Source organism: Minwuia sp. IMCC3060, from assembly GCF_029909435.1.
GTDB lineage: Bacteria > Pseudomonadota > Alphaproteobacteria > Minwuiales > Minwuiaceae > Minwuia.
The window spans coordinates 1442493-1467974 of sequence record NZ_CP123782.1; the positions used below are offsets into that span (position 1 = coordinate 1442493).

General features: G+C 63.6%; 21 protein-coding genes and 1 pseudogene. 12 read left to right on the forward strand and 10 right to left on the reverse strand.

Annotated features, from left to right (window positions below):
* Positions 1 to 189: 189 nt before the first annotated feature.
* Entirely contained in the window at positions 190 to 567 is a 378-nt protein-coding gene (locus QGV54_RS06825; protein ID WP_281017591.1) for a VOC family protein, read from the forward strand.
* On the opposite strand, the gene hydA is transcribed toward QGV54_RS06825, so the two are convergent.
* From hydA to QGV54_RS06875, 10 genes are all read right to left on the reverse strand, one after another.
* The gene (gene hydA / locus QGV54_RS06830; protein ID WP_281017590.1) at positions 560 to 1987 is read right to left on the reverse strand and encodes a dihydropyrimidinase; all 1428 of its coding nucleotides are present in this window, start codon (positions 1985 to 1987) and stop codon (positions 560 to 562) included. The genes QGV54_RS06825 and hydA overlap by 8 nt on opposite strands.
* A gap of 11 nt (positions 1988 to 1998) precedes the next feature.
* On the reverse strand, positions 1999 to 2733 hold the full coding sequence (locus QGV54_RS06835) for an aspartate/glutamate racemase family protein (protein ID WP_281017589.1): 735 nt from the start codon (positions 2731 to 2733) through the stop codon (positions 1999 to 2001).
* Between the two features lie 16 nt (positions 2734 to 2749).
* Positions 2750 to 5056, reverse strand: a complete 2307-nt coding sequence (locus QGV54_RS06840) for a xanthine dehydrogenase family protein molybdopterin-binding subunit (RefSeq protein WP_281017588.1) — start codon at positions 5054 to 5056, stop codon at positions 2750 to 2752.
* Positions 5056 to 5568, reverse strand: a complete 513-nt coding sequence (locus QGV54_RS06845; protein WP_281017587.1) for a (2Fe-2S)-binding protein — start codon at positions 5566 to 5568, stop codon at positions 5056 to 5058. Before QGV54_RS06845 ends, QGV54_RS06840 begins: the two co-directional genes overlap by 1 nt.
* On the reverse strand, positions 5565 to 6425 hold the full coding sequence (locus QGV54_RS06850; RefSeq protein ID WP_281017586.1) for an FAD binding domain-containing protein: 861 nt from the start codon (positions 6423 to 6425) through the stop codon (positions 5565 to 5567). Before QGV54_RS06850 ends, QGV54_RS06845 begins: the two co-directional genes overlap by 4 nt.
* 18 nt (positions 6426 to 6443) lie before the next feature.
* Positions 6444 to 6956 carry an aromatic-ring-hydroxylating dioxygenase subunit beta gene (locus QGV54_RS06855; protein WP_281017585.1) on the reverse strand — a complete coding sequence of 171 codons (513 nt, stop codon included), beginning with the start codon at positions 6954 to 6956 and terminating at the stop codon, positions 6444 to 6446.
* A gap of 11 nt (positions 6957 to 6967) precedes the next feature.
* Positions 6968 to 8245 (reverse strand): Rieske 2Fe-2S domain-containing protein, encoded by a 1278-nt coding sequence (locus QGV54_RS06860; protein WP_281017584.1) that lies wholly within the window; start codon positions 8243 to 8245, stop codon positions 6968 to 6970.
* A gap of 26 nt (positions 8246 to 8271) precedes the next feature.
* Positions 8272 to 10266: a TRAP transporter fused permease subunit gene (locus tag QGV54_RS06865; RefSeq protein ID WP_281017583.1), complete on the reverse strand. Its 1995-nt coding sequence runs from the start codon at positions 10264 to 10266 to the stop codon at positions 8272 to 8274.
* A gap of 39 nt (positions 10267 to 10305) precedes the next feature.
* Complete coding sequence (locus QGV54_RS06870; protein ID WP_281017582.1) at positions 10306 to 11313, reverse strand: TAXI family TRAP transporter solute-binding subunit; 1008 nt, start codon at positions 11311 to 11313, stop codon at positions 10306 to 10308.
* 227 nt (positions 11314 to 11540) lie between these two features.
* Positions 11541 to 12437: a LysR substrate-binding domain-containing protein gene (locus QGV54_RS06875; RefSeq protein ID WP_281017581.1), complete on the reverse strand. Its 897-nt coding sequence runs from the start codon at positions 12435 to 12437 to the stop codon at positions 11541 to 11543.
* A gap of 321 nt (positions 12438 to 12758) precedes the next feature.
* Between QGV54_RS06875 and QGV54_RS06880 the strand changes: the two genes are divergently transcribed.
* The 11 genes and pseudogenes from QGV54_RS06880 (at position 12759) to QGV54_RS06930 (ending at position 25433) form a co-directional block, all read left to right on the forward strand.
* Positions 12759 to 13571, forward strand: coding sequence for a phytanoyl-CoA dioxygenase family protein (locus tag QGV54_RS06880; protein WP_281017580.1), 813 nt, complete (start codon positions 12759 to 12761; stop codon positions 13569 to 13571).
* A 364-nt stretch (positions 13572 to 13935) separates the two neighbouring features.
* A pseudogene (locus tag QGV54_RS06885) lies at positions 13936 to 14715 on the forward strand (TauD/TfdA family dioxygenase).
* Positions 14715 to 17027, forward strand: a complete 2313-nt coding sequence (locus QGV54_RS06890; protein ID WP_281017578.1) for a xanthine dehydrogenase family protein molybdopterin-binding subunit — start codon at positions 14715 to 14717, stop codon at positions 17025 to 17027. The pseudogene QGV54_RS06885 and the gene QGV54_RS06890 overlap by 1 nt, the downstream one beginning before the upstream one ends.
* Positions 17024 to 18034, forward strand: coding sequence for a 2-oxoglutarate and iron-dependent oxygenase domain-containing protein (locus QGV54_RS06895; RefSeq protein WP_281017577.1), 1011 nt, complete (start codon positions 17024 to 17026; stop codon positions 18032 to 18034). Before QGV54_RS06890 ends, QGV54_RS06895 begins: the two co-directional genes overlap by 4 nt.
* The gene (locus QGV54_RS06900; RefSeq protein WP_281017576.1) at positions 18027 to 19439 is read left to right on the forward strand and encodes an MmgE/PrpD family protein; all 1413 of its coding nucleotides are present in this window, start codon (positions 18027 to 18029) and stop codon (positions 19437 to 19439) included. Before QGV54_RS06895 ends, QGV54_RS06900 begins: the two co-directional genes overlap by 8 nt.
* On the forward strand, positions 19430 to 20359 hold the full coding sequence (locus QGV54_RS06905; protein WP_281017575.1) for a polysaccharide deacetylase family protein: 930 nt from the start codon (positions 19430 to 19432) through the stop codon (positions 20357 to 20359). Before QGV54_RS06900 ends, QGV54_RS06905 begins: the two co-directional genes overlap by 10 nt.
* On the forward strand, positions 20356 to 21369 hold the full coding sequence (locus tag QGV54_RS06910) for a D-2-hydroxyacid dehydrogenase (protein ID WP_281017574.1): 1014 nt from the start codon (positions 20356 to 20358) through the stop codon (positions 21367 to 21369). The genes QGV54_RS06905 and QGV54_RS06910 overlap by 4 nt, the downstream gene beginning before the upstream one ends.
* The gene (locus tag QGV54_RS06915) at positions 21366 to 22220 is read left to right on the forward strand and encodes an ABC transporter permease (RefSeq protein WP_281017573.1); all 855 of its coding nucleotides are present in this window, start codon (positions 21366 to 21368) and stop codon (positions 22218 to 22220) included. Before QGV54_RS06910 ends, QGV54_RS06915 begins: the two co-directional genes overlap by 4 nt.
* Positions 22217 to 23149 carry an ABC transporter permease gene (locus QGV54_RS06920; RefSeq protein WP_281017572.1) on the forward strand — a complete coding sequence of 311 codons (933 nt, stop codon included), beginning with the start codon at positions 22217 to 22219 and terminating at the stop codon, positions 23147 to 23149. The genes QGV54_RS06915 and QGV54_RS06920 overlap by 4 nt, the downstream gene beginning before the upstream one ends.
* Before the next feature lie 62 nt (positions 23150 to 23211).
* The gene (locus tag QGV54_RS06925; RefSeq protein ID WP_281017571.1) at positions 23212 to 24285 is read left to right on the forward strand and encodes an extracellular solute-binding protein; all 1074 of its coding nucleotides are present in this window, start codon (positions 23212 to 23214) and stop codon (positions 24283 to 24285) included.
* A gap of 71 nt (positions 24286 to 24356) precedes the next feature.
* Positions 24357 to 25433, forward strand: coding sequence for an extracellular solute-binding protein (locus QGV54_RS06930; protein ID WP_281017570.1), 1077 nt, complete (start codon positions 24357 to 24359; stop codon positions 25431 to 25433).
* Positions 25434 to 25482: the final 49 nt, after the last annotated feature.

The following is a 25482-nucleotide window of genomic DNA, read 5'->3' on the forward strand; positions in this document are numbered from 1 at the left end:
CACCCCGCGACCTATCTTTGCCGCTCCGCACCGGTTCCCCGGACGGACGGTATGAAGGACCGCCTGCAGCAGAGAATGTCGGTTGAATCCTGACGGTTTGAATTTGTCAGAAATCCGGAGGACTGGTACTTAAGGTGAGGTGGCAATTCAGTTTTCCTGTATCCGATCAACGCCCCGTCTGGACGTCTCATGAAAATCACCAGCCTCGACCATATCGTCCTCAACGCCACGGATGTCGATGCGATCATCGACTTCTACAGCAGTGTGCTGGGCATGGAGCCGCGTGAGGAAGCGCCGGGGAAATGGTCACTGCATTTCGGCAGCAACAAGATCAGCCTGAACGACGCGAACAATGCCCCGCCGATTGCCAGGGGCAGCGTGCCGGGCAGCGGGAACTACTGCATTCTGACCGATGTGCCGATGGACGAGATCGTGGCCCATCTCGGGGCGCACGACGTCGCCATCGAAGCGGGACCGGGGGAGCGGATCGGGGCGACAGGCCCCATCATGTCGGTCTACTTTCGCGACCCGGACAACAATCTGATCGAGCTCAGCAACCTCATCTGACGGCCAGTGAAGGCTCCGGCAGGGGCGGGTTCGGCCGTTCGCAGGGCAGGAATGTCCCGTATCCGGGGGACTGGAGCGTCTCTCCTTCCTGACTGACAACCTGTCCGCGCACGAGCGTCGTGACCGGCCAGCCGGTGACCTCGATCCCCTCATAAGGAGTATAGTCGACGGCGTGATGCAGATCGGCGTTGGCGATCGTGACCTTCCGCTCCGGATCCCAGATCGCGATGTCCGCATCCGATCCGATGGCGATGCTGCCTTTGCGTGGACTCAGTCCATAGATCTGCGCCGGTTGCGTGGCCGTGACCCGCACGAAGGTCGGCAGATCGATCCGGCCCTCCGAAATGCCGTTGAACAGCAGGGGCAGCCGCGTTTCCAGGCCCGGCACGCCGTTCGGGACATAGCGGAAGGACGCGTCGGTGCCATGCAGCATCTTTCCGGCCGGATCCTCGAACCGGAACGGTGCGTGGTCCGATGAGAATACCTGGAAGGTGCCGTTCCGAAGGCCCGACCAGATGACTTCCTGATTGGCCTTGTCGCGCGGCGGCGGGCTGCACAGGCATTTCGCCCCCTCGAAGCCGGGCTTCGCCAGATCGTCTTCAGTCAGATAGAGATACTGCGGACAGGTTTCCGCATAGACCCGCAGGCCGCGACCCTGTGCCGTGTGAATCTGCTGCACGGCCTCCCGGCCCGAAACATGGACGATCAGCACCGGCACATCGACGATCTCCGACAGGCTGATGGCACGATGCGTGGCTTCCCGTTCCACCGGCATGGGGCGGGAGACCGCGTGGTAGATCGGCGTGGTCAGTCCCGCCTGTTCCAGCCGATCAGTCAGCCAGCTGATGACGTCACTGTTTTCCGCATGGACCATGACCATGGCCCCCTCCCGCCGCGAAAGGGCCAGCACCTCCAGGATCTGCCGGTCATTCAGCTTCAGGTCGTCATAGGTCATGTAGATCTTGAAGGACGTGTATCCACGCGCGATCAGGCTCGGGAGTTCCTGTCCGATCACGTGCGCGGTCGGGTCGGTGACGATCAGGTGGAAGGCATAGTCGACCACTGCCTTGCCATCCGCGCGTTCGTGATAGTCCTTGACGGCCTCGGTCAGCGATCCGCCCTTCATCTGCAGTGCAAACGGCAGGATCGTTGTCGTGCCGCCAGCCGCGGCGGAACGGCTGCCGCTCTCGAACCCGTCGGCGCAGATGCTGCCGTCACCGGATGGCTGGTCAAGATGACAGTGCGCGTCGATGCCACCGGGCAGCACAAGCCTGCCTGTCGCGTCGATCTCTCGCGTGCCGGATCCCAGATTCGACCCGAGGGCCGTGATGATGCCGTCCGTGACGCCGACATCGGCGCGGAAACTTTCCGAAGCAGTGCCGACGGTACCGCCGCGTATCACGAGATCGAAGTCAGCCATGGTCCGCTCCCTCAAAGATCGCCGAGATCGGTGAACAGTCGGCCCCAGCCCTCGATATGACGGGGCGGTACGCCGGCGGCGCGCAACGCGCCCCACACGGCAGTCGAAATGCTGTCATAGATCGGGATGCCGATTTCCGGCTCCATTTCCTCCGCCAGCGCGGCCCCGGCCAGGTTGGTGCAGAGGATGACAATTCCGTCGGGCTTGGCCTGCGCGACATCCCGGATCATCTCCCGCAACTGGTCCGGGGTTGTCAGGGCGAAGTCGAAATTGACCTTCACACCGAGATGACGCTCGGCGACGCAGTCGTAGCCTTCCGATCTGAAGTTCTCGATGATTCCGGTCTGGACGTCGTCGATGTAGGGGGTGACCAGACCAAAGGTCCGTACCCCTGCCAGCTTGAAGATCTCCGAAAGCGCCAGCACCGAGGACGAGGCCTTGATTCCCGTACGCGCCTCGATTGCCTCACACAGGGCGACGTCCTTGTCGAAGCCCAGCCATCCGGCTGACGTGCCATTCCAGCAGAGGGCATCGCAATGTGCGTCTGCCAGCAGGTCTGCGGCGGTCAGCATCGGCTCCAGATCGAACTGCGCAAGCGCCTGGTCGCTGAGTGATATCTCGGTGACCCTGAAGCGTCCGAAGTGCGCGGTTGCCTCGGGCATTCCGGCCAGCATGGCGCTGGTCACCGGTTCCAGTATCGTGTTGGAGGATGGCGTCAGCATCCCCAGGCGCAGCGGGTTTGTCATCTGTCAGTCTCCATGATCATTCGGCGGCTGCATCGAGCGCGGCCAGCACTTTCTCCGGGGTGAAGGGCAGGCTGGTCAGGCGCACGCCGGTCGCATCCTCGATGGCGTTCGCGACGGCGGCCGAGACGCCCAGCATTCCGGCCTCGCCGACGCCCTTGGCCCCCATCGGACCCGGACCCATACCCTGTTCCAGAATGAAGGACTGATAACGGTCGGGCAGGTCGCTGGCACGGGCCACGCGATAGTCCAGTGGCGTGGGGACGGCCAGCTCGTCTTCCTCGTTGTAGGTGATCTCCTCGAACAGCGTCTGGGCAAGGGCCACCAGGGTGCCGCCCTCATCCTGTCCGCGGACACCGCCGGGGTGCAGCGTGTGTCCCGCATCCACACCCGTCACCAGATCGTTGATGTGGATCTCTCCGGTCTCCCGGTCGACGCTGAGCGACACACCGACCCAGTGGGGCATCCAGTAGAGATGCTTTGCGCCGAAGGGGGCATCGGCTTCCTTGGGATACTGGACGAACCCGTCTGCACTCAGTTCGAAGCCGAAACGGCCGAACTTCTTCCGGACTAGCTCCTTCAGATCGAGCGACAGGCCCTTGCCCGTTACCTTCCACTCGCGCAGATCCAGATCCGCGGCCGCACAGTCCAGTTCGCCCGCCGCCAGTTCCAGTATCTCGCCCCTCAGCTTCTGCGCGGCGCGCCAGACCGCGTTGCCGGTCAGCGTTGTCGCACAGCTTGCGTGGGTGCCCTGGTCGAACGGCGTCACATCCGTGTCGATAGCGGCGTAACGGACCCATTCGCGAGGCACCTTCAGAACGTCGGCAACCAGCCCGCTGATGACGGTGGTTGCGCCCTGACCGATCTCGATCGCGCCACAGAGCACCAGTACACGGCCGTCGGTTGTCACCTTCACCGTGGCCTTGCCAAGGCGTCCGAAACTTCCCCCGTCCTTCAGTCCGATGGCGAAGCCCTTGCCGTGCGCCCAGGGTCCGTCGGTCGGCACATCGACATGCCGGAGATCACTGACAACACGGTCGAGACCCTCCGCGAAATCGGCATCGACCTTGCTGTCGCCGTCCTTGAAGGGCTCGCCCGGCGGGATCAGATTGAGCCGCCGGAAGGCAATCGGATCCATCCCGATCCGTCGGGCGATCATGTCGATCTGGCTCTCTGAGGCGTAACTGGCCTGGGTGCCACCCATTCCCCGATAGGAACCGGCCGGTATCGTCGTGGTCCGGATCACGCGCGAATGGGCGTGGTAGGCCTGCCAGCGGTAGGGGCCGGACGACCGGTAGGCCGCGCGTGCGCAGACCTGTGCGCTGGCATCGGCATAGGCACCGCCGTTCAGGTCGATCTCCGTGCGTCTGGAAAGCAGTTTGCCCTGCGCGTCGACAGAGGTCGTCAGCACCAGATCGCCATCGTGCTGGCTGAGGGTCAGCATCGACTCGTCCAGGGTCATCAGCAGGCGCACCGGCGCATTGGCCAGCATCGTCAGCAACACGGCCAGCGGTTCGTGCTTGCAGTAGCTCTTGCCGCCGAACCCGCCGCCGACATAGGCGGTGCGCACGCGGAAATGGCCTTCCGGCAGACCGAACAGTTCCGAAAGGTCCTGGCGCAGGACGAAGGGGTCCTGATTGCACGACCAGAGCTCGATGCGGTCGGTCAGCTGCTGGGCAACGCAGATCCAGGGCTCCATGTAGAAATGCCCGATCCGCGAGAAGTGGAAGCGGTCGGTGAAGACATGGGCCGCACCTGCCTCGACGGCGTCGATGTCGCCATCCTCGAAGTCATAGGAGAACAGCACGTTCTTGGCGGGTTCGTTCGCCGTCCGCGTATCCCGTCCGAGCTTCATCGGGACGTTGGGATGCTTCTGGTCGAACAGCTCGGGCGCAGCGTCCGATCGTGCCTCATGAATGTCCATGACGGGCGGCAGTAGCTGATACGAGACATGGATCAGTTCCATCGCACGGAAGGCCGTGGTCTCGTCGACGGCAACGACTGCGGCAACGACATCCCCCTCGAACCGCACGCGGTCGGTGCAGATGACGGGCTGATCGTGGACCCAGTTGCCGTAAGTGGTCTGTTTCAGCAGGCCCAGGTCACGGCCCGTCGCTACCAGGCGCACGCCTTCGACGGCCTCTGCCCTGGACGTGTCGATGGCGATGATCCGTGCGTGCGCATGCGGGCTGCGCAGCAATCGGGCTTCGAGCATGCCGGGCAGGGTGATGTCCCCTGCAAATGGTCCTTCGCCGCTTACCTTGTCACGTGCATCCTGACGGGCAGTGTCGCTCAGCTTGAGGTTCTGGCGGAGTGTATCGGGCATCAGTCCGCAGCCTCCGCCGTGGTTGTCTGTGCTTGTGCCTGGCGTTGCGCGGCCACCATCTCGATGGCTTCGATGATGGTCTGATAGCCGGTGCAACGGCAGACGTTGGCGTCCAGCCAGTCGCGGATGGTCTGGCGGTCGGGTGACGGATGCTCCGCCAGCAGGGCCGTCGCCGACACCACCATGCCGGGTGTGCAATAGCCGCACTGGAAGGCGGAACACGCGATGAAGGCCTGTTGCACGTCGGTCAGCCCGGTGGCGTTCCCGGACAGGCCCTTCACGGTGGTCACCTCCCGGTCCGCGACCAGAAAGGCAGGTGTCAGACAGGATGTTGTCGGGATGCCGTCCACCAGCACGGTGCAGACGCCGCAGACACCCTGATCGCAACTGACGCGGACGTCGATCTCACCCAACTGCTCGCGCAGCAGGTCGGCCAGCATGACCTGCGGCTCGACGGCGGCGGTACGCCCGACACCATTCAGCCGGAACTTCAGGGCGATCAGATCACTCATGCGGCGCTCGCCTTTCTGGATGTTGCAGTGCCCACAAGCAGTCGCGACAGCACCACGGGGACGGCGCGCCGACGCCAGACGCCCGAGATATTGACGCGTTCCCGCATGATCGGCAGACCGTTGCACCAGTCTTCCGCAACGCGGCGCGCTAGTGCCGGTGACAGCGGCAGGTCAGCACCCGCCGGCAGGTCAAGCCGTGCCACCCGGGGCAGGTCGTGCGCGCCCGCCACCGCCGCGTGCCAGGCACCGTCGCCATTGTGTCCGACAGTGACCAGGAACCCGGGCAGGTGACTGCGGTCATGCTTCAGGACCCGCGCACCGGCAGGGATGCGCACTTCGGTCAGCAATGCGCCGAAGGCAGCCGGCTTGGTGGAACTCGAAAGCCAGGCGGCCGGCAGTTCGATGGGTCCGTCGACGGTTGCGAAGACGACCGTCGCGCCGGTCGCCATCAGTACCGGCAGAATGTCGTAGTGCGCCTTGCGGGCCATCAGATTGCCGCCGACCGTGCCCTGATGGCGAATGCGGACATTGGCGATCGGTGCCCAGGCCGCCGCGACGTCGGGCAGGGCGTCAAGCACCAGGCCGTTCCGTCCCAGTTCGTTCAGACGGACACCCGAGCCGATGCTGATGTATCCCTCGCCGACCGTGATCGTGCGAAGCTCCGCAATGTCGCGCAGCAGAACGATATCGGTCCATTCGACACCGGTCTTCATGCCATTCAGGAGGTCGATGCCTCCGCCCATGAAGGCGGAGTTGGGCAACGCGGCACGCGCGGTCACCGCTTCGTCTATGGTTCCGGGCCTGTGCAGCCGGAAGGGCGCGATGCGCTTCCGGCTTCTGGGGACGGGATCAATCATCGGGGTGTCGTCCTTGGCTCAGAGATAGATCGCCATAAGCTGATGGGCGGCATCGCAATTGACCATGCGGACGGTCTTGCTGCGGATCGCCAGACCGTCGGCGGTTTCCGTCAGGCGATACAGGTAGCGTCCGCCATAGACCGTCTGTTCCTCGACGCGGTACTCCAGCATCAGGAAGCAGGCGCTTGCCTCGATGTCGCCGTCCGTATCAGGCGACGGCCCGACCATCACGTTGGTGACCAGATGCGTCGTCCGGGACGGCGGTGTCTGGGCGTGGACCTCCGGGTGGCGCAGACGGCGCACACGCATCTTCATCATCGTCCTGTCGTCGTACATGATGGAGGCGCGCGTATCGGGATCGGTCTGATCGTCGGCTGTCGGCACCCAGTAGACGCCGTCGTCGGTGAACAGGTCCATCCAGTCTTCCCAGCGCTTCTCGTCCAGCATGCGTGCCTCGGCGTAGAGGAACTGTTCGATCACGTCGCGGGCGGGCAGGTCGGCTGCTTGGGTCTTGGCCAGTGTGGCGGTCATCGTCATCCCTCTCAGGCGCTCATGTATTTCAGCCAGACGTCGTTGTACTGCTGCCGCAGCACGAACTCGCTGGATCCCGGCGCGCCAAGCCCGCCGTAGTTGTTCGGGGTTTCGGCACCCATGTGACGCGCGAACATCACCCAGTCCGAGCCCTGTGCATGCAGACCCTCCTGCGCGCGTTCGAACACCGCGACGTCGTCGGTCTGGATCATCGAGGCCGGGGAGTGCGTCGCCGCGACCGAACGGACCGCGTATCGGTTCCATGCGTCCGGCGCGCCCTTGAACAGGATCGGATAGATGCGGACTTCGGTCCGGTTCACATCGATGGGCATCACCATGCGGAAATGCTGCCCCATCGCCTGGAACGTCAGGTTGGGATAGATCATCGAATTGAAGCGGTCGTAGGTCAGTATCTCGCGCGTGCGTTCCTCACCATGCCGCTCGACCAGCATCGCCTTCAGTTCCTTGAACGCCATGCCGTCCGGATCGGGAACCTGGGGCACGGCACCCTGGTAGCCGTGACCGTTGGCGAAGCCGTGGACACCCATGGGATCGAAATCGACCGGGCTCCTGGTGCCGGGCTTGTAGAAGCTGGGGCCGCCGCCATGCCTGGAGAACTGGCGTCCGTCCTCATCCAGTGTCGAATGATGGGCGAACGGGGCGTGATACAGATCGACGCCATTGTCCATCTGCAGCTTCCAGTTGGCGCGCACGATGTATCGGTTGCACCCGGCCTGGGCCAGGATCTCGCCGTCCGGTGCGCGATCACACAGGTCGTCGATGCTGCCCTTGATCGGGCCAAGATGATCGTCCAGCGACATTCCGTCGGGACTGAGAGACACGAAGATGAACCCGCGATAGCTGTCCACCCGTGGCGGGCGGCCGAGATCAAGCGACGGGTCCTTCATGAATTCGTCGCTGTAGCCGTCCTTGTAGGGGATACCTGCCAGTTTGCCGTTCGCGCGGTAGTTCCAGCCATGATAGGGGCAGCGGAAACCGGGGCTGTTGCCTTCCGCGGTGGCGCACAGCTTCACCCCGCGATGGCCGCAGCGGTTGAACATCACATGGACCTCGCCATTGCGGTCCCGGGTGATCAGAAGCGGCTGTCGGCCGATGCGGGTGGTGATGTAGTCGTTGGGATCTGGCACCTGGCTCTCGTGCGCCACGAAGACCCACATGCGCCCGAAGATGCGATCCATCTCCATCTCGAAGATGTCCGGATCCACGTACAGCCGCCTGTGAACCCGGTCTGGTTTGACCATGGTCTGCAGATCGTCATGGGCATACATCGGCATTGTTCTCCCCGGGATACGGTTCAGGATTCGGACTTGGTGGGGCGCATCGCGCCGATGAGCGCGTCTCGCCAGATGAAGATGCTGAGCAGCGCGCCGAGCACGAGCAGGCCGAGGCCCAGCATGCGCAGGTCGGTGGATGGCACGATCAGCAGGACGCCCGCTGCGCCGAACAGGCCGCGTTCGATCAGGTTCAGCCGGGCGAACATCCAGCCCTGGACCCCCGATGCGATCAGCATGGCGCCGGCAAAGGAGGCGATCACCGCCCAGATGTTGAAGATTTCCCCTTCACCCAGCAGCAGACTGGGCGAACCGACGATCAGGAACGGCATCAGATAGGCGATCAGGCCCATCTTCATGGCCGTGAATGCAGTGGCCCAGATATTGGCGCCCGCGATCTGTGCGGCGGCAAATACAGCCAGGCAGACCGGCGGTGTGATGTGGGACAGCAGGGCGGCATAGAAGACGAACATGTGCGCGGACAGCCGGTCGATGCCGATCTCGATCAGTGCAGGCACCCCGATGACGGAGACCAGCATGAAGGCGGCGACCGTGTTCATGCCCATGCCGAGTATGAGGCAGGCCATGACGATGCAGATCAGCACCAGTGCATACTGACCACCTGCCAGGGCGATGATCGCGCTGCTCGCGTTCAGGGCGAGCCCCGTCATCGTGAAGGTGCCGATGATCAGGCCGACGGCGGCGCAGGTGGCCAGGATCATCAGCGAGTTCCGTGCGCCGAGGATCAGCGCCGAAACGATCTCCTTCGGACCCAGTCGCGTCTCGGCGCGTATCCAGCTTACCGCCACGATCAGACAGACGGCGAAGAAGGCCGCACGCAGTGGTGAAACGCCGGCGGTCAGCAGCGCAATCAGCGCGATCATCGGGATCATCAGGTGGCCCCGGCGCTTCAGGACCGGAACCAGTTTCGGCTTCTCGTCCAGGGGCATGCCCTTCATGCCTGTCTTCACCGCTTCGAGATGGATGAACCAGAGCAGGCTGGAGAAGAACAGCGCGGCGGGCAGAATGCTTGCCACGACAATGGTTGGATAGGACACACCGGCGTAGGCGGCGACAATGAATGCAGCCGCACCCAGCACGGGCGGCATCAGTTGTCCGCCATTGGATGCCAGGGCCTCGATCGCGCCCGCAGTGGCGCGCCGATACCCCAGTCGGGCCATCATCGGGATCGTGAACTGCCCTGTCGTATAGACATTCGCGACCGAAGAGCCGGTGACCGATCCGACCATCGCGGAGGCCAGTACGCCGACCTTGCCCGGACCGCCGCGCGTGTGCCCGGCAATGGCGGATACGAACTCGACGAAGAAATCGGCTGCACCGGCACGCTCCATGAACGCGCCGAAGATGATGAAGACGACGATGTAGGTTGCCGCGACGCCAAGGGCCGTGCCCCAGATGCCATCCACGGTGAGATACATGAAGTCGGTGATCTGAATGATCGAGAAGCCGCGGTGGGAGATCATGCCGTCGGGCAGGAACTCACCGAGATAGGCATAGGCCAGCGCCACGAGCGTACCGATCACCAGCACCCAGCCTGTCAGCCGCCGCGTCGCCTCCAGCACCAGCGCGATACCAACGAACGACAGGATGAGCTCCAGCGTCGTCGGGGCAAAGGCCGCTGTCAGTGGCCAGCGATTGGCCAGATAGTCGGGGGAGAACGCGATGTAGCCGAATGCCGGCACGCACAGCAGGGCAAGCAGCCAGTCGTACCAGGGGATCGAGCGTGGCGTATCCCCCTCGGCTGTGGCCATGCCGCCTGCCGGGATGACGAGGAAGACCAGCGCCAGACCGACCATCAGGGGGAAGGCGCGCTGGGTGAAGGGATAGTAGGTGCCGTCAAAGGCCGTGAAGAGATGGAAGCCGGCAAGCACCACCCCGAGGGTGGCGACCAGCAGACGGCAGAGCCCGCCCCAGCCCGTTTCCATGAGGGCAGATGTCTCGCGACGGATCATGTCGGTCACGCGGTCTGCCATGGAAGCCTGGGTTGGAGCGGTCATCTTCTGCCAATCTGCTGGATGGAGCTGCGGGAAGCCGGATCAGTCGATGAAACCCATTTCCTTGTAGTAGCGCTCGGCACCCGGATGCAGCGGGACCGCGCCCACGTTCTTCCAGGCCACGTTCGGCTCGTAGAACATGTGCTGCGGGTGCACGGCGTGGAACTTGTCCTTGTTCTCGGCGAGTGCCTTGGTCATGGCATAGACCAGATCATCGGACATGGCGGTGCGCACTCCGAAACCCACCACGGTGACCGGGGTCCAGTAGGCTTCATTGGTGCCGTTGTTGCCGTCATAGATGCCGGCAGGGACTTCCATCACGCTCTGGCCGAACTTGTCGGCGACGGTCTGGGCCACGGCCTTGCTGATCGGCACCAGCGTGAAGGGCTGCTTCGCGCCGATCTTGATGTACTGGTGATGCGGGTAGTAGGAGCCGCCGGTGAACCACATGTCCGCCTGGCCATCCATCACCATCTGCACGCCGTCGGAATGCGAGGTGAAGATGATCTTGCCGCCAAAGGACTCGACCTTTTCCCGGGTCAGCCCATAGGCGTCGAGAATGGCCAGCGCCTGGGCCGTGGCGAGCTGCGTCCGCTCGAACATGGCGATCCGCACAGGGATCTCGTCCTTCAGGATCTGCTCGAAGGACGTCACGCCGCTCTCGACCGTGGCTACCGCCTGCGCTGCGCTGGGGCCGCGCACGGCGGCCAGCATGCGGAAGTCGTATTTCGTGCCGCCGGGGCCTTCGCCGCGATAGGCCATGGTGGCCAGAGCATTCTCCAGCACGGCCACATCGGCGAGGCTGGAACCGGGCTGAAGCCGTTCGACGTTGGCCCAGCCGCCACCCGGAATGACGGTCGTGTTGGCGTCGGGAATGTCGGACTTGATGTATTCGGCAAAGGCAGCGGCGGCCTTGAAGTAGCCACCACCGGGAGAACCGGCGGTAATGGTGATCTTCTCGGCCAGGGCCGAAGACCCGGCCATACCGACCGATGTGGCAATCAGAATGGCAGCCAGTGCACGGTTCTGTCGAAGCAGCTTCTTGAGCATCTCGGGTTACCTCACCTGTTTGGCGAAGCCATGGACCGGGCGACAAGTCTTCGGGATGCGGGCCGATCAGGCTCCTCGATGCCTGAAAGTGTTCAGGTCATGCCGCAGTGCAGCAAATCCAAATTCTGAATGGCCGCATTCGCCCTATCTATAGGCTGCCTCAATGGGAGGGGCCTGGGCCGGGCCGGATCGCAGTGTCCGGGCGGCGCGCGCACAGGGTCCGGAATTCAGGCAGGCACCGGCTGGGGCTGACTTCGGGCAAGCGCCTCGCGCGCAGCCAGATCCGTGAAGCACTTGATGATCCGGTTGGAGGCACGCTCGGCCAGGCAGACGACATCGACGGTCGCATCGCACTCCAGATCCCGGATCGGCAGCACGTCGATCGAGTCGGTGGGAATGTGGCCCTCCTCGAAGATGACGCCGATCCCGAGATTGCGCTGAACCGCGGCAACGATACCTTCACGGCTGCCGATCTGTGCCGACCATTTCAGATGCAGCCCGTCGCGGCGGGCGGCATGCTCCAGGCAGGCGCGCACCGCCGAACCGCTTTCGCGGCAGATCAGGGGTTCCTGTGCCAGTTCTGCCAGCGTGACCGAATGGCGACCTGTCCAGCCGTGCTGCTTCGGCAGCAGAACCACCAGCCGCCGCTTCCGGAACTTGAGACACTGATAGGTGTCCTCGTAGTTCATGCCCGACATGATCGCGACATCGATCTCATGCGACAGGAGGTGGTCCTTCAGGCTGTTCGAGTTGGAGAACATGATGCTGACATCGATGCCGGGATAGCTCTCCCGCATGGCCGCGGTCAGGTCGATGGCGTCGTAGGGACCATAGGTGCCGATGGTGATGCGACCGTTACGGAGCGCACGCGCGCCTGAAAGGAACTCCCGGCATTCGCGCTGCATGTTTTGCCATTCGTCGACCATCAGGAAGAGAGTGTTGCCTGTCTCGGTCAGTCTGGCGCCGGATGCCGACCGAAGAAACAGCTCCACGCCATAGGTCTTCTCAAGCTCGCGAACCTGCGTGGTGATTGTCGGCTGGCTGACGTTGAGGTCGCGCGCCGCGCCCGTGAAGCTGCCTGCCTTGCCTACTGCGTGGAATGCCCTTGCCTGTGTTGGTGTCATAGCCTCACCCTATTGGGAATATAGAGTATTCGGATTTGCGTAGCGTTGCGTTCGGGCGAATTCTGCGTTCGCCACAGGCCTGTCACTCCAGACCATGTCATGACGCGCAAGACCTGTGCCTAACCGAAGCGAGCGATGCAACGGCAGCACAAGAGACTGTAACAAAAAGGAAATCCGGTATTTGCCCCGAGTGGTCTGGAACTGCACCAGCGTGTTGCTGCCTTGGGTTTGTGCAATGACTGTCGAATTCTTGTGCGTGCCTGAAAAACAGTCAGTTCTGCGAGTATGCATCAACGCACCTCAAGTCGAGGAGAGATCAGAATGTCGACGCCACTGAGCCGGGAACAGGTTGAGCACTATGAAACCGAAGGATTCGTGACCGTCCCAGGACTGTTTACCAAGGATGAGATCGAACTGATTCTCGAGGCCGCCCTGGCCGATGAAAAACTGACCCAGGCGGCCTATTCCCGCACGGACCGGGAGGGCAACGAGACCCGCATGACGGTATGGGACGAGATGGGTGACGATATCTACAGTATCGCCATGCGCAGCCGTCGCGTCGCCGACGCGGTCGAGCAGCTGATCGGGGAGCCGATCTGCCATTACAATTCCAAGCTCAATGCCAAGGAACCGAAGGTCGGCGGCAGCTGGGAGTGGCATCAGGACTATGGCTATGCCTATGGCTATGGCGTGCTGGCACCCAGGATGGCGACCTGTTTCATCTCCCTTGATCCCTCCACGCGGGAAAACGGCTGCATCGAGATGATGGCGGGCTCGCATCGTCTGGGGCGTATCGATCATGCCTTTGTCGGCAAGCAGTACTGTGCGGACCAGGATCGGGTAGCCGTCGCCGAGGAGAAACTGCCGGTCATCCCCTGCGAGCTTGATGCCGGCGATGCCGTGTTCTTCCATTGCAATACGCTGCATCGTTCCAGCGCCAACCGCTCGGAACGTCGGCGCTGGGCGCTGATCACGGTCTTCAATGCGCTGTCCAATCTGCCCTTCAAGGAGGGGCCGCATTCCGGCCTGCACCCGGTAGACAAGGTCGATGACGATGTGCTGCGCACCTGTCGGGGGCGGGTCAGCGCGGCGGGGAAGGTGTTTCAGGGCCAGGCCTACAATCCGGCCGCCTGAGGACACGAAGAGACGCATTTCTCATCCAGCAGTCAGATCCGCAAATCACAGGAGGCGGGGCCCCGGCGTCCCGCCTCCTTCCCTTTCTGCGCCACTCCACGACGTGGCCGGGCGCATAGCTCGTCTCTATGCCCCGATATGAAAAATGAATTTGTGCAGTGCGGCATGGCAACGGAGCATTTGAGGCAAGGAAAGCCCCGCCGAAGGGCTGACCGACCCAGCTTCAGGAGGCTCCACGTTGACCCTATCCGCCACCAGCGAACCGGCTCCGGCCGCAGCTCATGCGGGCGCAGGCAAGCTTCCGAGGGTCACGCCGATCGATGCCCCGCTCGGCTGTGTCGTCGACCAGATCGACCTCTCGCAGATGCCTTCCGCCGAAGCGGCAGGCGTGATCCGTGAAGCCTTCCTTGAGCACAGGCTGATCGTCTTTCCGCAGCAGAAACTGCACGAGGCGGCGCTGGTACAGGTCAGTCACCTGTTTGGCGAACCCGTCGTGCATCATGTTGGCGAGTACCTTGATGCGGACTTTCCGCAGATCATGCGGCTGTCCAACAATACGGTGGACGGCAAGCCGCTTGGTGCGCCCAACAATGGCATCTACTGGCATTCCGATCAGATATTCCGTGAACAGCCGATGCTGGCAACGCTGCTCTACGGTGTCGAGACGCCTGCCAGGACCGGGGGCGATACGCTCTTCTCCGACATGTATGCGGCCTTCGAGGCGCTGTCCGAGGAGATGCAGGCGTGACTGCTGCCTTTGAAGGCGGTTCACAGCTTTGTCGCCAGCTACGAGCGCAATTACATACGTGCACGGAAACTGAGTGCTCAGGAGAAGGCCGACAATCCGGACGTCACTCATCCGGTGGTCCGGACCCATCCTGAAACCGGTCGCAAGTCGCTGTTCGTCGATCCGGACTCCGTGACCCGCATTCTCGGGGTCAGTGATGAGGAGAGCGCCGAACTGCTCACCTTCCTGTTCGCCCATATCGAGGACGCGCGTTTCGTCTACAGGCACGCCTGGCAGCAGGGGGACCTGGCGGTCTGGGACAATCGCTGCCTGATGCATTGCGCGACGAGCTACGACGACTCCAGCGAGATCCGCCTGATGTTCCGGACCCAGACGCAGGGGGACCGGCCGTTCTGATGGGGTATGAGCATGCACCTTCGTCGGATTTTCGGTTTGGTGGCGCGCCGCGCCGCCTTGAAGACGAACGCTTCCTGCGCGGCAGGGGCGCCTACCTCGAAGATCTGGATCATACCGGAGCGCTTGTTGCACTGGTGATCCGGTCCGATTGCCCGCATGGCAGGATCACCCGGTTCGATGTTTCAGCCGCATGCGAACTTGACGGAGTCGCCGCGATCCTCACCGGCAAGGACGCGCTGGCCGATGATCTCGGAACGATCCCGCCCAACAATGTTCCGACTTTGAAGGGTGTGCCGCTGGCCGTCGATGGGCCGGATGTCCGCATCCTGCCGCACGAGACCGTTCGATATGTCGGGGAGCCGATCGGCCTGATCGTCGCCGAGGACCTTGCGACGGCCCAGGCCGCCCTGGACCTGATCGACGTCGAGTATGACGCCCTGCCGTTCGCGCTCTCTCCGATGGATGAGGCTGCCGAGCCCGGTTACAGCCTGCACCATGGCGACACGGCCGAGACCGATGCCGCGTTCGAGAAGGCCGCGCACAGGGTCACCATCCGTCTGGTCAATCAGCGGGTTGCGGCTGCCCCCATGGAGACACGCAGCGCGATCGCTTTCCCCGTGTCGGGCAGATACGCCGTCACAACGGGCACGCAGGCGCCGCATCTGACGCGCGACGTGCTGGCACGCGACATGTTCGGAATTCCGCCCGATGAACTCCGGGTCATCACCCCGGATACGGGTGGCGGGTTCGGAACCAAGGCGCCGATCTACCGGGAGCAGGCCCTGGTGCTCTGGGCTGCACGACGTCTGAATGCACCGGTGAAATGGGTCGCCAGCCGCAACGAGAGCTTCCAGTCGGATGCCGCCGGTCGCGACATGATCTGGAACCTGGAACTGGCGCTGGATCAGGAGGGCCGGTTCCTGGGACTGCGGGCCAACGTGAAGGCCAACCTGGGTGCCTATCAGTCCCTGTTCGGTGCTGTGCCGGCCAATGTCGGTCTGGCCGCACTCGGCGGGGTCTACACGATCCCCACCGTCGATATCCGCTCGGCTGGCTACTTCACGCATACGACGCCGGTGGATGCCTACCGCGGTGCCGGCCGTCCCGAGGCGATCTATGCGCTGGAATGTCTGATCGGCAAGGCGGCAAGGCAGATCGGGCTTTCGGGTTTCGAACTCAGGCGCCGCAACCTGATCCCGACGAGCGCGATCCCGTTCCGGACGGTGATGGGCGCGACCTATGACTCAGGTGATTTCGACGCGGTGCTGTCGGCTGCGGAACAGGTCTCGGGATTTGACGGGTTCCCGTCACGGAAGTCGGAAAGCGAAGCAAGGGGCCTGCTGCGCGGGTTTGGCGCCGCAGCCTATGTCGAGCGCGCCGCTGGCGGTGCGGAGGAAGGCGCGCGTATCGAACTGGATGATTCCGGTGGCGCTGACGTGATGGTCGGCAGCATGACAGCGGGACAGGGCCATGCCACCGCACATGTGCAGCTGGTATCGCAGCGCCTGGCGCTTGATCCTTCCAGGATCAGGTTTCATCAGGGCGATACCGATCAGGTCTCCCGGGGTGTCGGGACGTTCGGGTCGCGGTCGCTGGCGGTGGGCGGTTCGGCACTGCACCGGGCGGTCGATACGCTGGTCGAGAAGCTGACCCCGGTCGCGGCAGCAGTGCTGGAGTGCGCGGAAGCGGACATCGCATTCGGGAAGGGCGCTTTCACCATCAGTGGAACGGATCGCAGCGTCGCGATCACGGAACTGGCGCGGCTGGCCCATGCGGACCGCCTGCCTGGGGGGATCGCGTGTGATCCGTCCTCCGATGGCGCTTTCCAGCCGGTAGAGCCGACCTATCCGAACGGCATGCATACCGCCGAGGTCGAGATCGATCCCGAAACGGGCACCGTCCGTCTGGCCGGATATGCGGCAGTCGATGACTTCGGCAACGAGATCAATCCGATGCTGGTCGATGGCCAGGTGCATGGCGGTGTGGGGCAGGGGGCCGGGCAGGCGCTGATGGAACAGGTCATCCACGACCCTGACAGCGGGCAGCTCATGACGGGCACGTTCCTTGACTACACCATGCCGCGCGCTGCCGATTTTCCCGAGATGGTGCTGTCCAGGTCGCCGACGCCCTGCCTGAACAACCCGCTGGGCCTGAAGGGCTGCGGCGAGGCTGGTGCCATCTGTGCGCCGCCGGCCATCATGATCGCGATCATGGACGCGCTGGCACCGCTGGGTGTCACCCACATCGACATGCCCGCAACACCATACGCAGTCTGGCGCGCCATTCAGGCCGCCGGGAAGGACGCTGCATGATCCGGCTGACGCAGACCACCATGGATGAGGACATCGTCCCCGTCATCGATTTCGCCCCCTTCCGCGAAGGCGGTGAGATTGCGCGGCGGCGCACTGCCGACGAGATCGACCGCGCCTGCCGGTCGATCGGTTTTCTGGTGATTGGCGGCCACGGAATTCCGCAGGAACTGATTGACCGGGCATTTGCCATATCGCGCACGTTCTTCGCCCAGAGCACCGACACGAAGATGCAGGCCGCGCCGCCCGACAAGACGATTCCCAGAGGGTATCAGGCATTTGCCTCCAAGCGGCTGGCGGCCACGCTGGGGATCGACACCCCGCCGGACCTGCGGGAGCAGTTCTTCATGGGCCCGCCCGAGGACCACAGTGATCTGGTGGCGGCCTATCCGGATGCCGAAAGGTTCTACGCGACCAATATCTGGCCGGAAGCGCCGGATGGCTTTCGCGAGACGATGACAGAGCTCTACCGGGCCTTCGAACGGCTGGGCAGCGACCTCATGACCGCCTTCGCACTGGGCTTGGGCCTGCCGGAAGACTATTTCGCCAGTCGGATCGACCGGCATTTCAGCACCGGGACGACAAATCTCTATCCGGCACTTCAGACAGCCCCCGAGGAGGGACAGCTCCGCACCGGAATGCACACCGATTTCGGCAGTCTGACCCTGCTCCTGCGGTCGGAAACGGTCGGCGGTCTGCAGGTCCAGGGCGACGATGGCGACTGGTATGATGTGCCGGACATACCGGGGACGCTGGTCGTCAATATCGGCGACATGATGGCCCGCTGGACCAACGACCAGTGGCGTTCGACGCTGCATCGCGTGGCCAATCCACCCACTGTCGATGGCACGCAGCCGGACCGTCAGTCCATGGCCTACTTCCTGCACCCCAACTACGACAGCATGGTCGAGGCATTGCCCGGCTGTGTCACCGCAAGTCACCCCGCTGCCTATCCGCCGATCATGGCTGGCGAACATATGCGCGAGAAACTGGTGAAGCGTGTTGTCTGAAGCCCGCAACATGACACCGGATGCCGCGACCGCGCCGCTGGGCCTGACGACGCAACTGTCGGAATGGTGCGCGCAAAGCCGCGCCGAGGACCTGCCGCACGAGGTGCTGGCGGATACCAAGCTGCGGCTGCTGGACACCCTGGGCCTGATCCTGGGAGCGGCGGACACGCCCATCGGTCGCGCCGTGCGTACTGCAGCGCTGGAGATGGGGAGCGGCTCGGACGCGTTCTCCCTCGGAACCGGCGACTGTCTGCCCGCAGGGCTGGCGGCACTGATCGACGGCACGCTGGCCCATGCCGCCGATTTCGATGACACGCACGACCTTTCCGTTGTTCACCCCAGTGCGGCCATCGTGCCCATGGCGCTGGCGTTGGGGCAGGCGCGGAAACTGACGGGGCTGGAGGTCCTGCACGCAATCGCGATCGGCAACGAGATCAACTGCCGGATCGGATCCGGTGCGCCGGGCGGCTTTCACCGGCACGGGTTTCACCCGACCAGTGTGGTCGGCACGCTTGCGGTTGCGATCACGGCCACGGTCCTGACCGGCGGCACGGCCGCTCAGGCCGTTCATGCGGCAGGCATCGCGGGCAGCCAGGCCGCGGGACTGATGGAAGCCTTCGCCGACGGCACATGGTCCAAGACGCTGCACCCGGGCTGGGCCTGCCATGCCGGCATGGCCGCAGCAAGCCTGGCGAAGGCCGGTTTCACGGGTCCTGCATCCATCCTGGAAGGCCGTTTCGGTCTCTACCGCTCGCACGTCCAGGACGCGGATTACCCGTTCGATCTGGACACGGTGACTGACGGACTGGGCACGCGCTGGACGATGCTGGACTGTTCGTTCAAGCCGTATCCCTGTGCCCATGCGATCCATCCGTTCGTCGATGCGGCACTGGCGATCCATGGCAAGATCGAAGGCGGCACAGCCGATGTCACGGCAATCCGGGCGCTGGTCGGGACGACATACCAGCCCCTGATCTGCGAACCCATGGATGCCAAGCGCGTTCCGCTGACACCGACCCACGCGCGCGCCAGCCTGCCATACGCGGTCTCCGTCGCGCTGCATCGTGGTGCGCTTGGGCCGGATGACTACTCGGAAGAGGTGATCGGCGACCGGACTGTCCTGTCACTGGCGGAGCGCTTCACCTACGCGACCGACACCGTCAAGGCACCTGCCGGGTTCCGGGGGGTGCTGGAGGTCACGATGTCTGACGGGGTCGTGCATCGCCATGTCGAGCCGGTCAATCGCGGCAGCCGGACCAATCCGATGCCGTCGTCGGAAATGATCGGCAAGTTCCGGCTTGGCGCGGCGCGCCATGACCGGGGCAGACAGAACGCCATCATCGAGGCGATCGATCATCTGGAAGACGCGGCTTCGATCAATGGGCTGGTGCGCGCATGCCTGTAGAACTGGATCGCGATCTCGTCGGCTACGGCCCGACCCCACCGGACCCCAGATGGCCCGGCGGTGCGCGTCTGGCACTCAATTTCGTCCTGAACTACGAGGAAGGCTCGGAACCCAGCCACCTGGACGGGGACGGCGTGTCCGACTCGGGTCTGACCGAGCTTGGTACCGCCGCCTCCGGTGTGTCCGGTCGCGACCTCGCGGCGGAATCCATGTTCGAATATGGCGCCCGCGTCGGCGTCTGGCGGCTGCTCAGGCTCTTCCGCGAACGGGGCTTGCCGTTGACCGTCTTCGCCTGTGCGCGGGCGATGGAACGCAATCCGGCGGTGGTCGATGCCATCGTGGACGGGGGCTATGACATCTGCGCGCACGGATTGCGCTGGATCAAGCACACCGACCTGGATGAGGCGGAAGAGCGCCACCAGATCGCCGAGGCCTACACGATCATCGAGCGGCTGACGGGCACGGCACCCGGCGGCTGGTACTGCCGCTACTCACCGGGACTGAACACCCGGCGGCTGATCGTCGAACATGGTGGCTTCACCTATGACAGTGATTCCTATGCGGACGAACTGCCGTTCTGGAAGCAGGTTCAGGGGGCATCCCATCTGGTGGTTCCCTATTCGCTGACCACGAACGATACCAAGTTCGTCCGCGGCGGCATGTCCATCGGCGAACAGTTCACGACATTCCTGCGCGACAGTGTGGAGATGCTGGTGGAGGAGGGGGCAACCCATCCGAAGATGATGTCCGTCGGACTGCACGCCCGCGTCATCGGCCATCCTGCACGGGCGCGGGCTCTGGCATCGTTCCTCGACGAGATGGCGGCGCGCGATGACTTGTGGATCACCCGCCGGATCGACATCGCCCGGCACTGGATGACGGAATATCCCGCACCCTCCCGCAGTGGAGGTGACAGATGAGACTGGTCGCCTTCCTGCCCGACATGCAGCCGGAACTGACATCCGCCTTCGCCGGTGCATCGGACATCGACCTTGTCCTGGCGGGTGACGAGGGCACCTTTGCGCGGCAGTTGCCCGGCGCGACAGCCGCCGCGCTCTACAGCGGGTCCTACAATGACCGTCTGGCCGAATGCTTCGACCGGTCACGGGACCTGGCCTGGGTGCAGGCGGGATCGACCGGCTATGACCGGTTGCTTCACTTCGGCATTCCGGATGGTGTCCGGATCTCCACGGCAGGCGCGCTCTGGGCCGGGACGGTTGCCGAACATGCGCTGGCACTGATCCTGGGTCTGCTGCGTCGGCTGCCACTGGCGGAAGCACAGAAGGCCGAGGGCCATTGGGACCGGGAGAGGATCCGCGAATCCGTGACGGTCCTGGAGGGGACCCGGGTTGCGATCATCGGAATGGGCGCCATCGGGCAGGCCATCGCCACCCGGATCGCAGCGTTCGGCGCGGACATCATTGCCGTTGTCCGCGACCCTGAGACCGTCGCACCCGGGGTGCGCCAGCAGGCCCGCGTGGTCACCGACATGGCGGGACTTCTCGGCCAGCTTGACGATGTGGACATCGTGGTGCCTGCGGTACCGCTGAATGCCGCAACCGAGCGGCTGATCGATGCCGCCTTCCTCGACCGGATGAGGCCGACGGCCTTGCTGGTCAACATCTCCCGGGGCGGCGTCGTTGACGAGAAAGCCCTGATCGATGCGCTCTCGCAGAAGCGGCTCGGCGGGGCCGGACTGGATGTCTTCGAGGTCGAGCCATTGCCCTCCGACAGCCCGCTCTGGTCCTTCGACAATGTCATCCTGACGCCGCATGTCGGCGGCTTCGGTGATCCCCGCCGGCTGGCCACGCTCGCGGAGCTGATCCTCGAGAACGCGAAACGCTTCAGCACTGGTGCGCCCCTGCTGAACGAGATCGAACGACCTTCCCCCGAGCGCAAGCCTGAACTGCTGACGGAGACACGCGCGTGACCGTTCGCTGGGATCTGCTTCTGATTCCTTCCTTCCTGTTCACCTTCATCCTTTTGTCCGTCTCCCAGACACTGTTTCTGGAAGGCAGCTTCTACAAGGATCTGGGGCTGGGCAGGACGGGCGATACCCTCGACCTCGTGAACTACGTCCGGGTTTTCACCGACGGCTTCTATCTCACGACCCTCTGGATCACGGTCAAGGTCTCGGCGCTCGCCACCATCTGCACGCTGGTGTTCAGCTTCCCGGTTGCCTACGTGATCGCCCGGATGCGCTCGAGCTGGGGCATGATCCTGCTGTCGGGCATCGTCGTGTCGACCTTCATCACCATCGTGATCAAGGTCTTCGGGATCATCATCATCTTCTCGGCGGACGGCTGGCTGAACCAGTTCCTGATGTCGACCGGGATCACGACCGAACCCTATTCGATCATCGGCACCCAGGAAGGTGTCGTCATCGGGCTGATGTACTTCACGCTGGGGTTCGGTGTGCTGACGCTCTACAGCGTCGTGCAGACGATCCCGACATCGCTGGAGGAGGCTGCCGAGATCCATGGGGCGAGCCGCCCCCGGATGTTCCGTCGCGTGATCCTGCCGCTGGCGATGCCGGGGCTGGTCGCGGGCGGGCTGATGGTCTTCAACATGTGCATGGGGGCCTTCACATCGGCCGCGCTGCTGGGCGGGGGCAAGGTCTTCACGCTGCCGGTCCTGATCCAGCGCACGATCATGATGGAAGTGAAATATTCGATGGCCGGGACGCTCGCCGCCGTACTGCTGGTCGCGGTCATCCTGATCAACGTGCTGTCGATCATTCTGATACGCCGGATGCACTTCGCACGCGGGGTGCTGGCATGAGCGCCCGTGAGGATGGTCTGATCGCCGCAGACGCGGTGCGCGCGACACCGGACACACGTGCGGTGGCCGCCGGAAAGGCAATGCGCTGGCGCAGCCGCCAGGCCGTCAATTTCTGGCTCAAGTGGGTCATGGTGGTGCTGGCCTATGTCTTCCTGCATGCGCCGCTGATCGTGGTCATCGGTGCCTCCTTCAATGGCGGTGGCGAGTATGCGGCGATCGAGTTCCCGCCCGCATCGCCATCGATCGAATGGTATTTCGAGATCCCGATGCAGCAGTTCGAGGCTCTGGGACTGAGCTTTGCCCTGGCCAGCCTTGCATCACTCTCTGCCGTCATCATCGGCGTGCCGGCAGCCCTGGGCCTTGTACGCTCCAACCTGCCCGGCAAGACGCTGATCGGGGTCGTCTTCCGGTCGCCGCTGCAGATCCCCGCCGTGGTCAGCGGCATCGCCTTCCTGCAGATGTACTATCTGGTCGGCGACGCCACCGGCTTCTTCGCGCAGGGCAGCTTCATCGGTCTGGCCATCGGCCACATCTTCATTGCCATCCCCTATGTCGTCGGCACGGTCGTGGCTGTGCTGCAGCGGTTCGATCACCGTCTGGAAGAGGCCGCCCTGAGCCTTGGCGCCAGCCCCTGGCGTACCTTCAGGCGGGTCACGCTGCCCGTCATCATGCCCGGTGTCTACGCGGGCGCGCTCTACGCCTTCATGGTGTCGTTCGGCGACGTTCCGCTGTCCATCTTCCTTACCGCACCAGGCTACGTGACCTATCCGGTCGAGCTGTTCTCGGCGCTGGAGAACGACTTCGATCCGTCGATCCTGGCCTCCGGCACGCTCGTCATCCTGTTCTGCCTGGTCGTGATGATCGTGGTGCAGCGGGTCGTCGGACTGGACGCACTTCTGAAGATCGGCGGCACAGGAAAGGGACGATAGATCCCCGTGCCGAAATTGGGAGGCCCCTTCCCGAAAGGGATAGCAACAGAGGAGACCAAGTGGTGAGACACGGAATTGCAAGGACACTGACGGTGCTTTCGGCGCTGACAGCTTCAATCGCTCTCAGTCCCATGGCCATGGCGGATGGCAAGTTCGATGGGGTCACGCTGCGCATCGCGACATGGGGTGGCTCCAACAAGGCCGCGATCGAGCAATCGATCGTCCCGAAGTTCGAGGCGCTGGGCGGCAAGATCGAATTTGTCACCGGCAGTCCGCAGGCGAACTTCGCCAAGCTGATTGCAGCGCGCGGACGCGCCCCGTTCGACGTGATGGAGATCCTGGACGCGCAGCTTCCCGACTTCGCCCAGACCGACTATCTGGCGAAGATCGACCTCTCGAAGGTGCCGAACACCAAGTACCTGGAATCCTGGTCGTACAACGAGATGGGCATGGCGTCCTGGCTGACGCAGGAAACCATCTGCTACAACACCGAGAAGTACGCCGAACTGGGTCTGCCTGCGCCGACAACCTATCGCGATCTGGTGACCCCGGAACTGAAGGGCCGGATCTCGATCCCCGACATCACCTCCGGCGGTGGCCTTGCCAACTTCGCGGCAATCAGTATCGCGGCGGGTGGTGACCTGAAGAACGTCAAGCCCGGCATCGACCTGATCCAGGACATGAACGTGCTGAAGTTCTGGTCGCGCGGCGGTGAGACCGTGACCCAGTTCCAGACCGGCGACATCTATGCCGCCGTGGTTCACGCAGGCTGGTGCGTGCGTGCCAAGAATGCCGGCAGTCCCGTGCAGACCGTTCATCCGGTCATCAAGGACGACATTGTCGGGGTGCAGAAGTACGGCCGCCTCGGGATCATGAAGTCATCCAAGAACTACGATGCGGCGCTCTGGTACGTGAACGAGTTCGTTGGCATCGACAATCAGTTCACCCTTGCCACGCAGACGGGCGTCTTCCCGACCAACAAGGAAGTTGTCGCGAAGCTGGGTTCCGATCCCGTGCTCAAGCAGATGCTTGAACTCGATCCCGCGAAGCTCGGGAAGCAGCTCCGCATCGACTACTCGCAGGTCAACATCAGTGACTGGGTCGATCAGTGGACCCGGGCCATCGTGACGAACTGACTGCCCGCGCTGCGGTGCCGGTCCCGGTGCCGCAGCGCCCCTGTCCCCACCGGATAAGAAGGAACCAGACAATGAGCATGAAATCGATGACACGGCTGACGACGGGACTGGCGGTTGCCGGTATCGTGAGCGCACTGGCGCTGCCCGCCGCGGCGGACGGCAAGTTCGACGGTGTGACACTGCGGGTCGCCACCTTTGGCGGATCGTGGAAGGAAAGCCTCGACGCGACCATCACCCCGAAGTTCGAGGCCCTGGGCGGCAAGATCGAATATGTGACCGGCAGCCCGCAGGCAAACCTCGCGAAACTGATCGCCGGGCGCGGACGGGCGCCGTTCGACGTGATGGAGATCCTGGACGCGCAGGTCCCTGACTTCGCGGCAACGGACTTCCTTGCCAAGATCGACCTGTCGAAGGTCCCCAACACCAAGTACCTGGCCGACTTCCAGTACAACGACATGATGGTCGCGTCCTGGAATACGCAGGAAACCATCTGTTACGACAAGGACAAGTTCGCGGAGCTTGGTGTCGCGCGGCCGACCACCTATTCGGATCTGGCGATCCCCGCGCTGGAAGGCCGTATCTCCATCCCGGACATCACGTCGGGCGGCGGTCTGGCCAACTTTGGCGGCTTCGCCTATGCGGCGGGTGGTGACGAGGTCAATGTCGAACCCGGCATCGAACTCATCAAGAGCCTGAAGGCGCTGAAGTTCTGGTCGCGCGGCGGCGAGACCATCACGCAGTTCGGCAGCGGCGACATCTATGCCGCCGTGGTCCATGCCGGCTGGTGCGTGCGCGCCAAGAATGCCGGTTATCCGGTGACCAGCGTGCATCCCGTGATCAACGACAAGATCAAGGGTGTTGCCAAGGAAGGCTGGCTCGGCGTCATGAAGTCCAGTGAGCACAAGGAAGCCGCTGTCTGGTTCATCAACGAGTATGTCGGCAGCGACTTCCAGTACCGGGCGGCCACCAAGAACGGCGTCATGCCGGTCAACCAGGAAGTGATCGCCAGGCTTGGCGAAGATCCGGTGCTGTCCGAGATGCTGGAACTCGATCCTGCAATGATCGCGAAGGCCCTGCGCGTCGATTACTCCAAGGTCGATACCAGCGACTGGATCGACCAGTGGAATCGGATGGTGTCCACCCAGTAGGGCGCACCATCACGATCAGACTCCTCACCCTCTCGAACATCAGGAGCAG

Excerpts from the sequence above, each read along its gene's own strand:
- QGV54_RS06825 (WP_281017591.1), top strand. The coding sequence starts at position 190 with ATGAAAATCACCAGCCTCGACCATATCGTCCTCAACGCCACGGATGTC.
- hydA (WP_281017590.1), bottom strand. The coding sequence starts at position 1,987 with ATGGCTGACTTCGATCTCGTGATACGCGGCGGTACCGTCGGCACTGCT.
- QGV54_RS06835 (WP_281017589.1), bottom strand. The coding sequence starts at position 2,733 with ATGACAAACCCGCTGCGCCTGGGGATGCTGACGCCATCCTCCAACACG.
- QGV54_RS06840 (WP_281017588.1), bottom strand. The coding sequence starts at position 5,056 with ATGCCCGATACACTCCGCCAGAACCTCAAGCTGAGCGACACTGCCCGT.
- QGV54_RS06845 (WP_281017587.1), bottom strand. The coding sequence starts at position 5,568 with ATGAGTGATCTGATCGCCCTGAAGTTCCGGCTGAATGGTGTCGGGCGT.
- QGV54_RS06850 (WP_281017586.1), bottom strand. The coding sequence starts at position 6,425 with ATGATTGATCCCGTCCCCAGAAGCCGGAAGCGCATCGCGCCCTTCCGG.
- QGV54_RS06855 (WP_281017585.1), bottom strand. The coding sequence starts at position 6,956 with ATGACCGCCACACTGGCCAAGACCCAAGCAGCCGACCTGCCCGCCCGC.
- QGV54_RS06860 (WP_281017584.1), bottom strand. The coding sequence starts at position 8,245 with ATGTATGCCCATGACGATCTGCAGACCATGGTCAAACCAGACCGGGTT.
- QGV54_RS06865 (WP_281017583.1), bottom strand. The coding sequence starts at position 10,266 with ATGACCGCTCCAACCCAGGCTTCCATGGCAGACCGCGTGACCGACATG.
- QGV54_RS06870 (WP_281017582.1), bottom strand. The coding sequence starts at position 11,313 with ATGCTCAAGAAGCTGCTTCGACAGAACCGTGCACTGGCTGCCATTCTG.
- QGV54_RS06875 (WP_281017581.1), bottom strand. The coding sequence starts at position 12,437 with ATGACACCAACACAGGCAAGGGCATTCCACGCAGTAGGCAAGGCAGGC.
- QGV54_RS06880 (WP_281017580.1), top strand. The coding sequence starts at position 12,759 with ATGTCGACGCCACTGAGCCGGGAACAGGTTGAGCACTATGAAACCGAA.
- QGV54_RS06890 (WP_281017578.1), top strand. The coding sequence starts at position 14,715 with ATGGGGTATGAGCATGCACCTTCGTCGGATTTTCGGTTTGGTGGCGCG.
- QGV54_RS06895 (WP_281017577.1), top strand. The coding sequence starts at position 17,024 with ATGATCCGGCTGACGCAGACCACCATGGATGAGGACATCGTCCCCGTC.
- QGV54_RS06905 (WP_281017575.1), top strand. The coding sequence starts at position 19,430 with ATGCCTGTAGAACTGGATCGCGATCTCGTCGGCTACGGCCCGACCCCA.
- QGV54_RS06910 (WP_281017574.1), top strand. The coding sequence starts at position 20,356 with ATGAGACTGGTCGCCTTCCTGCCCGACATGCAGCCGGAACTGACATCC.
- QGV54_RS06920 (WP_281017572.1), top strand. The coding sequence starts at position 22,217 with ATGAGCGCCCGTGAGGATGGTCTGATCGCCGCAGACGCGGTGCGCGCG.
- QGV54_RS06930 (WP_281017570.1), top strand. The coding sequence starts at position 24,357 with ATGAGCATGAAATCGATGACACGGCTGACGACGGGACTGGCGGTTGCC.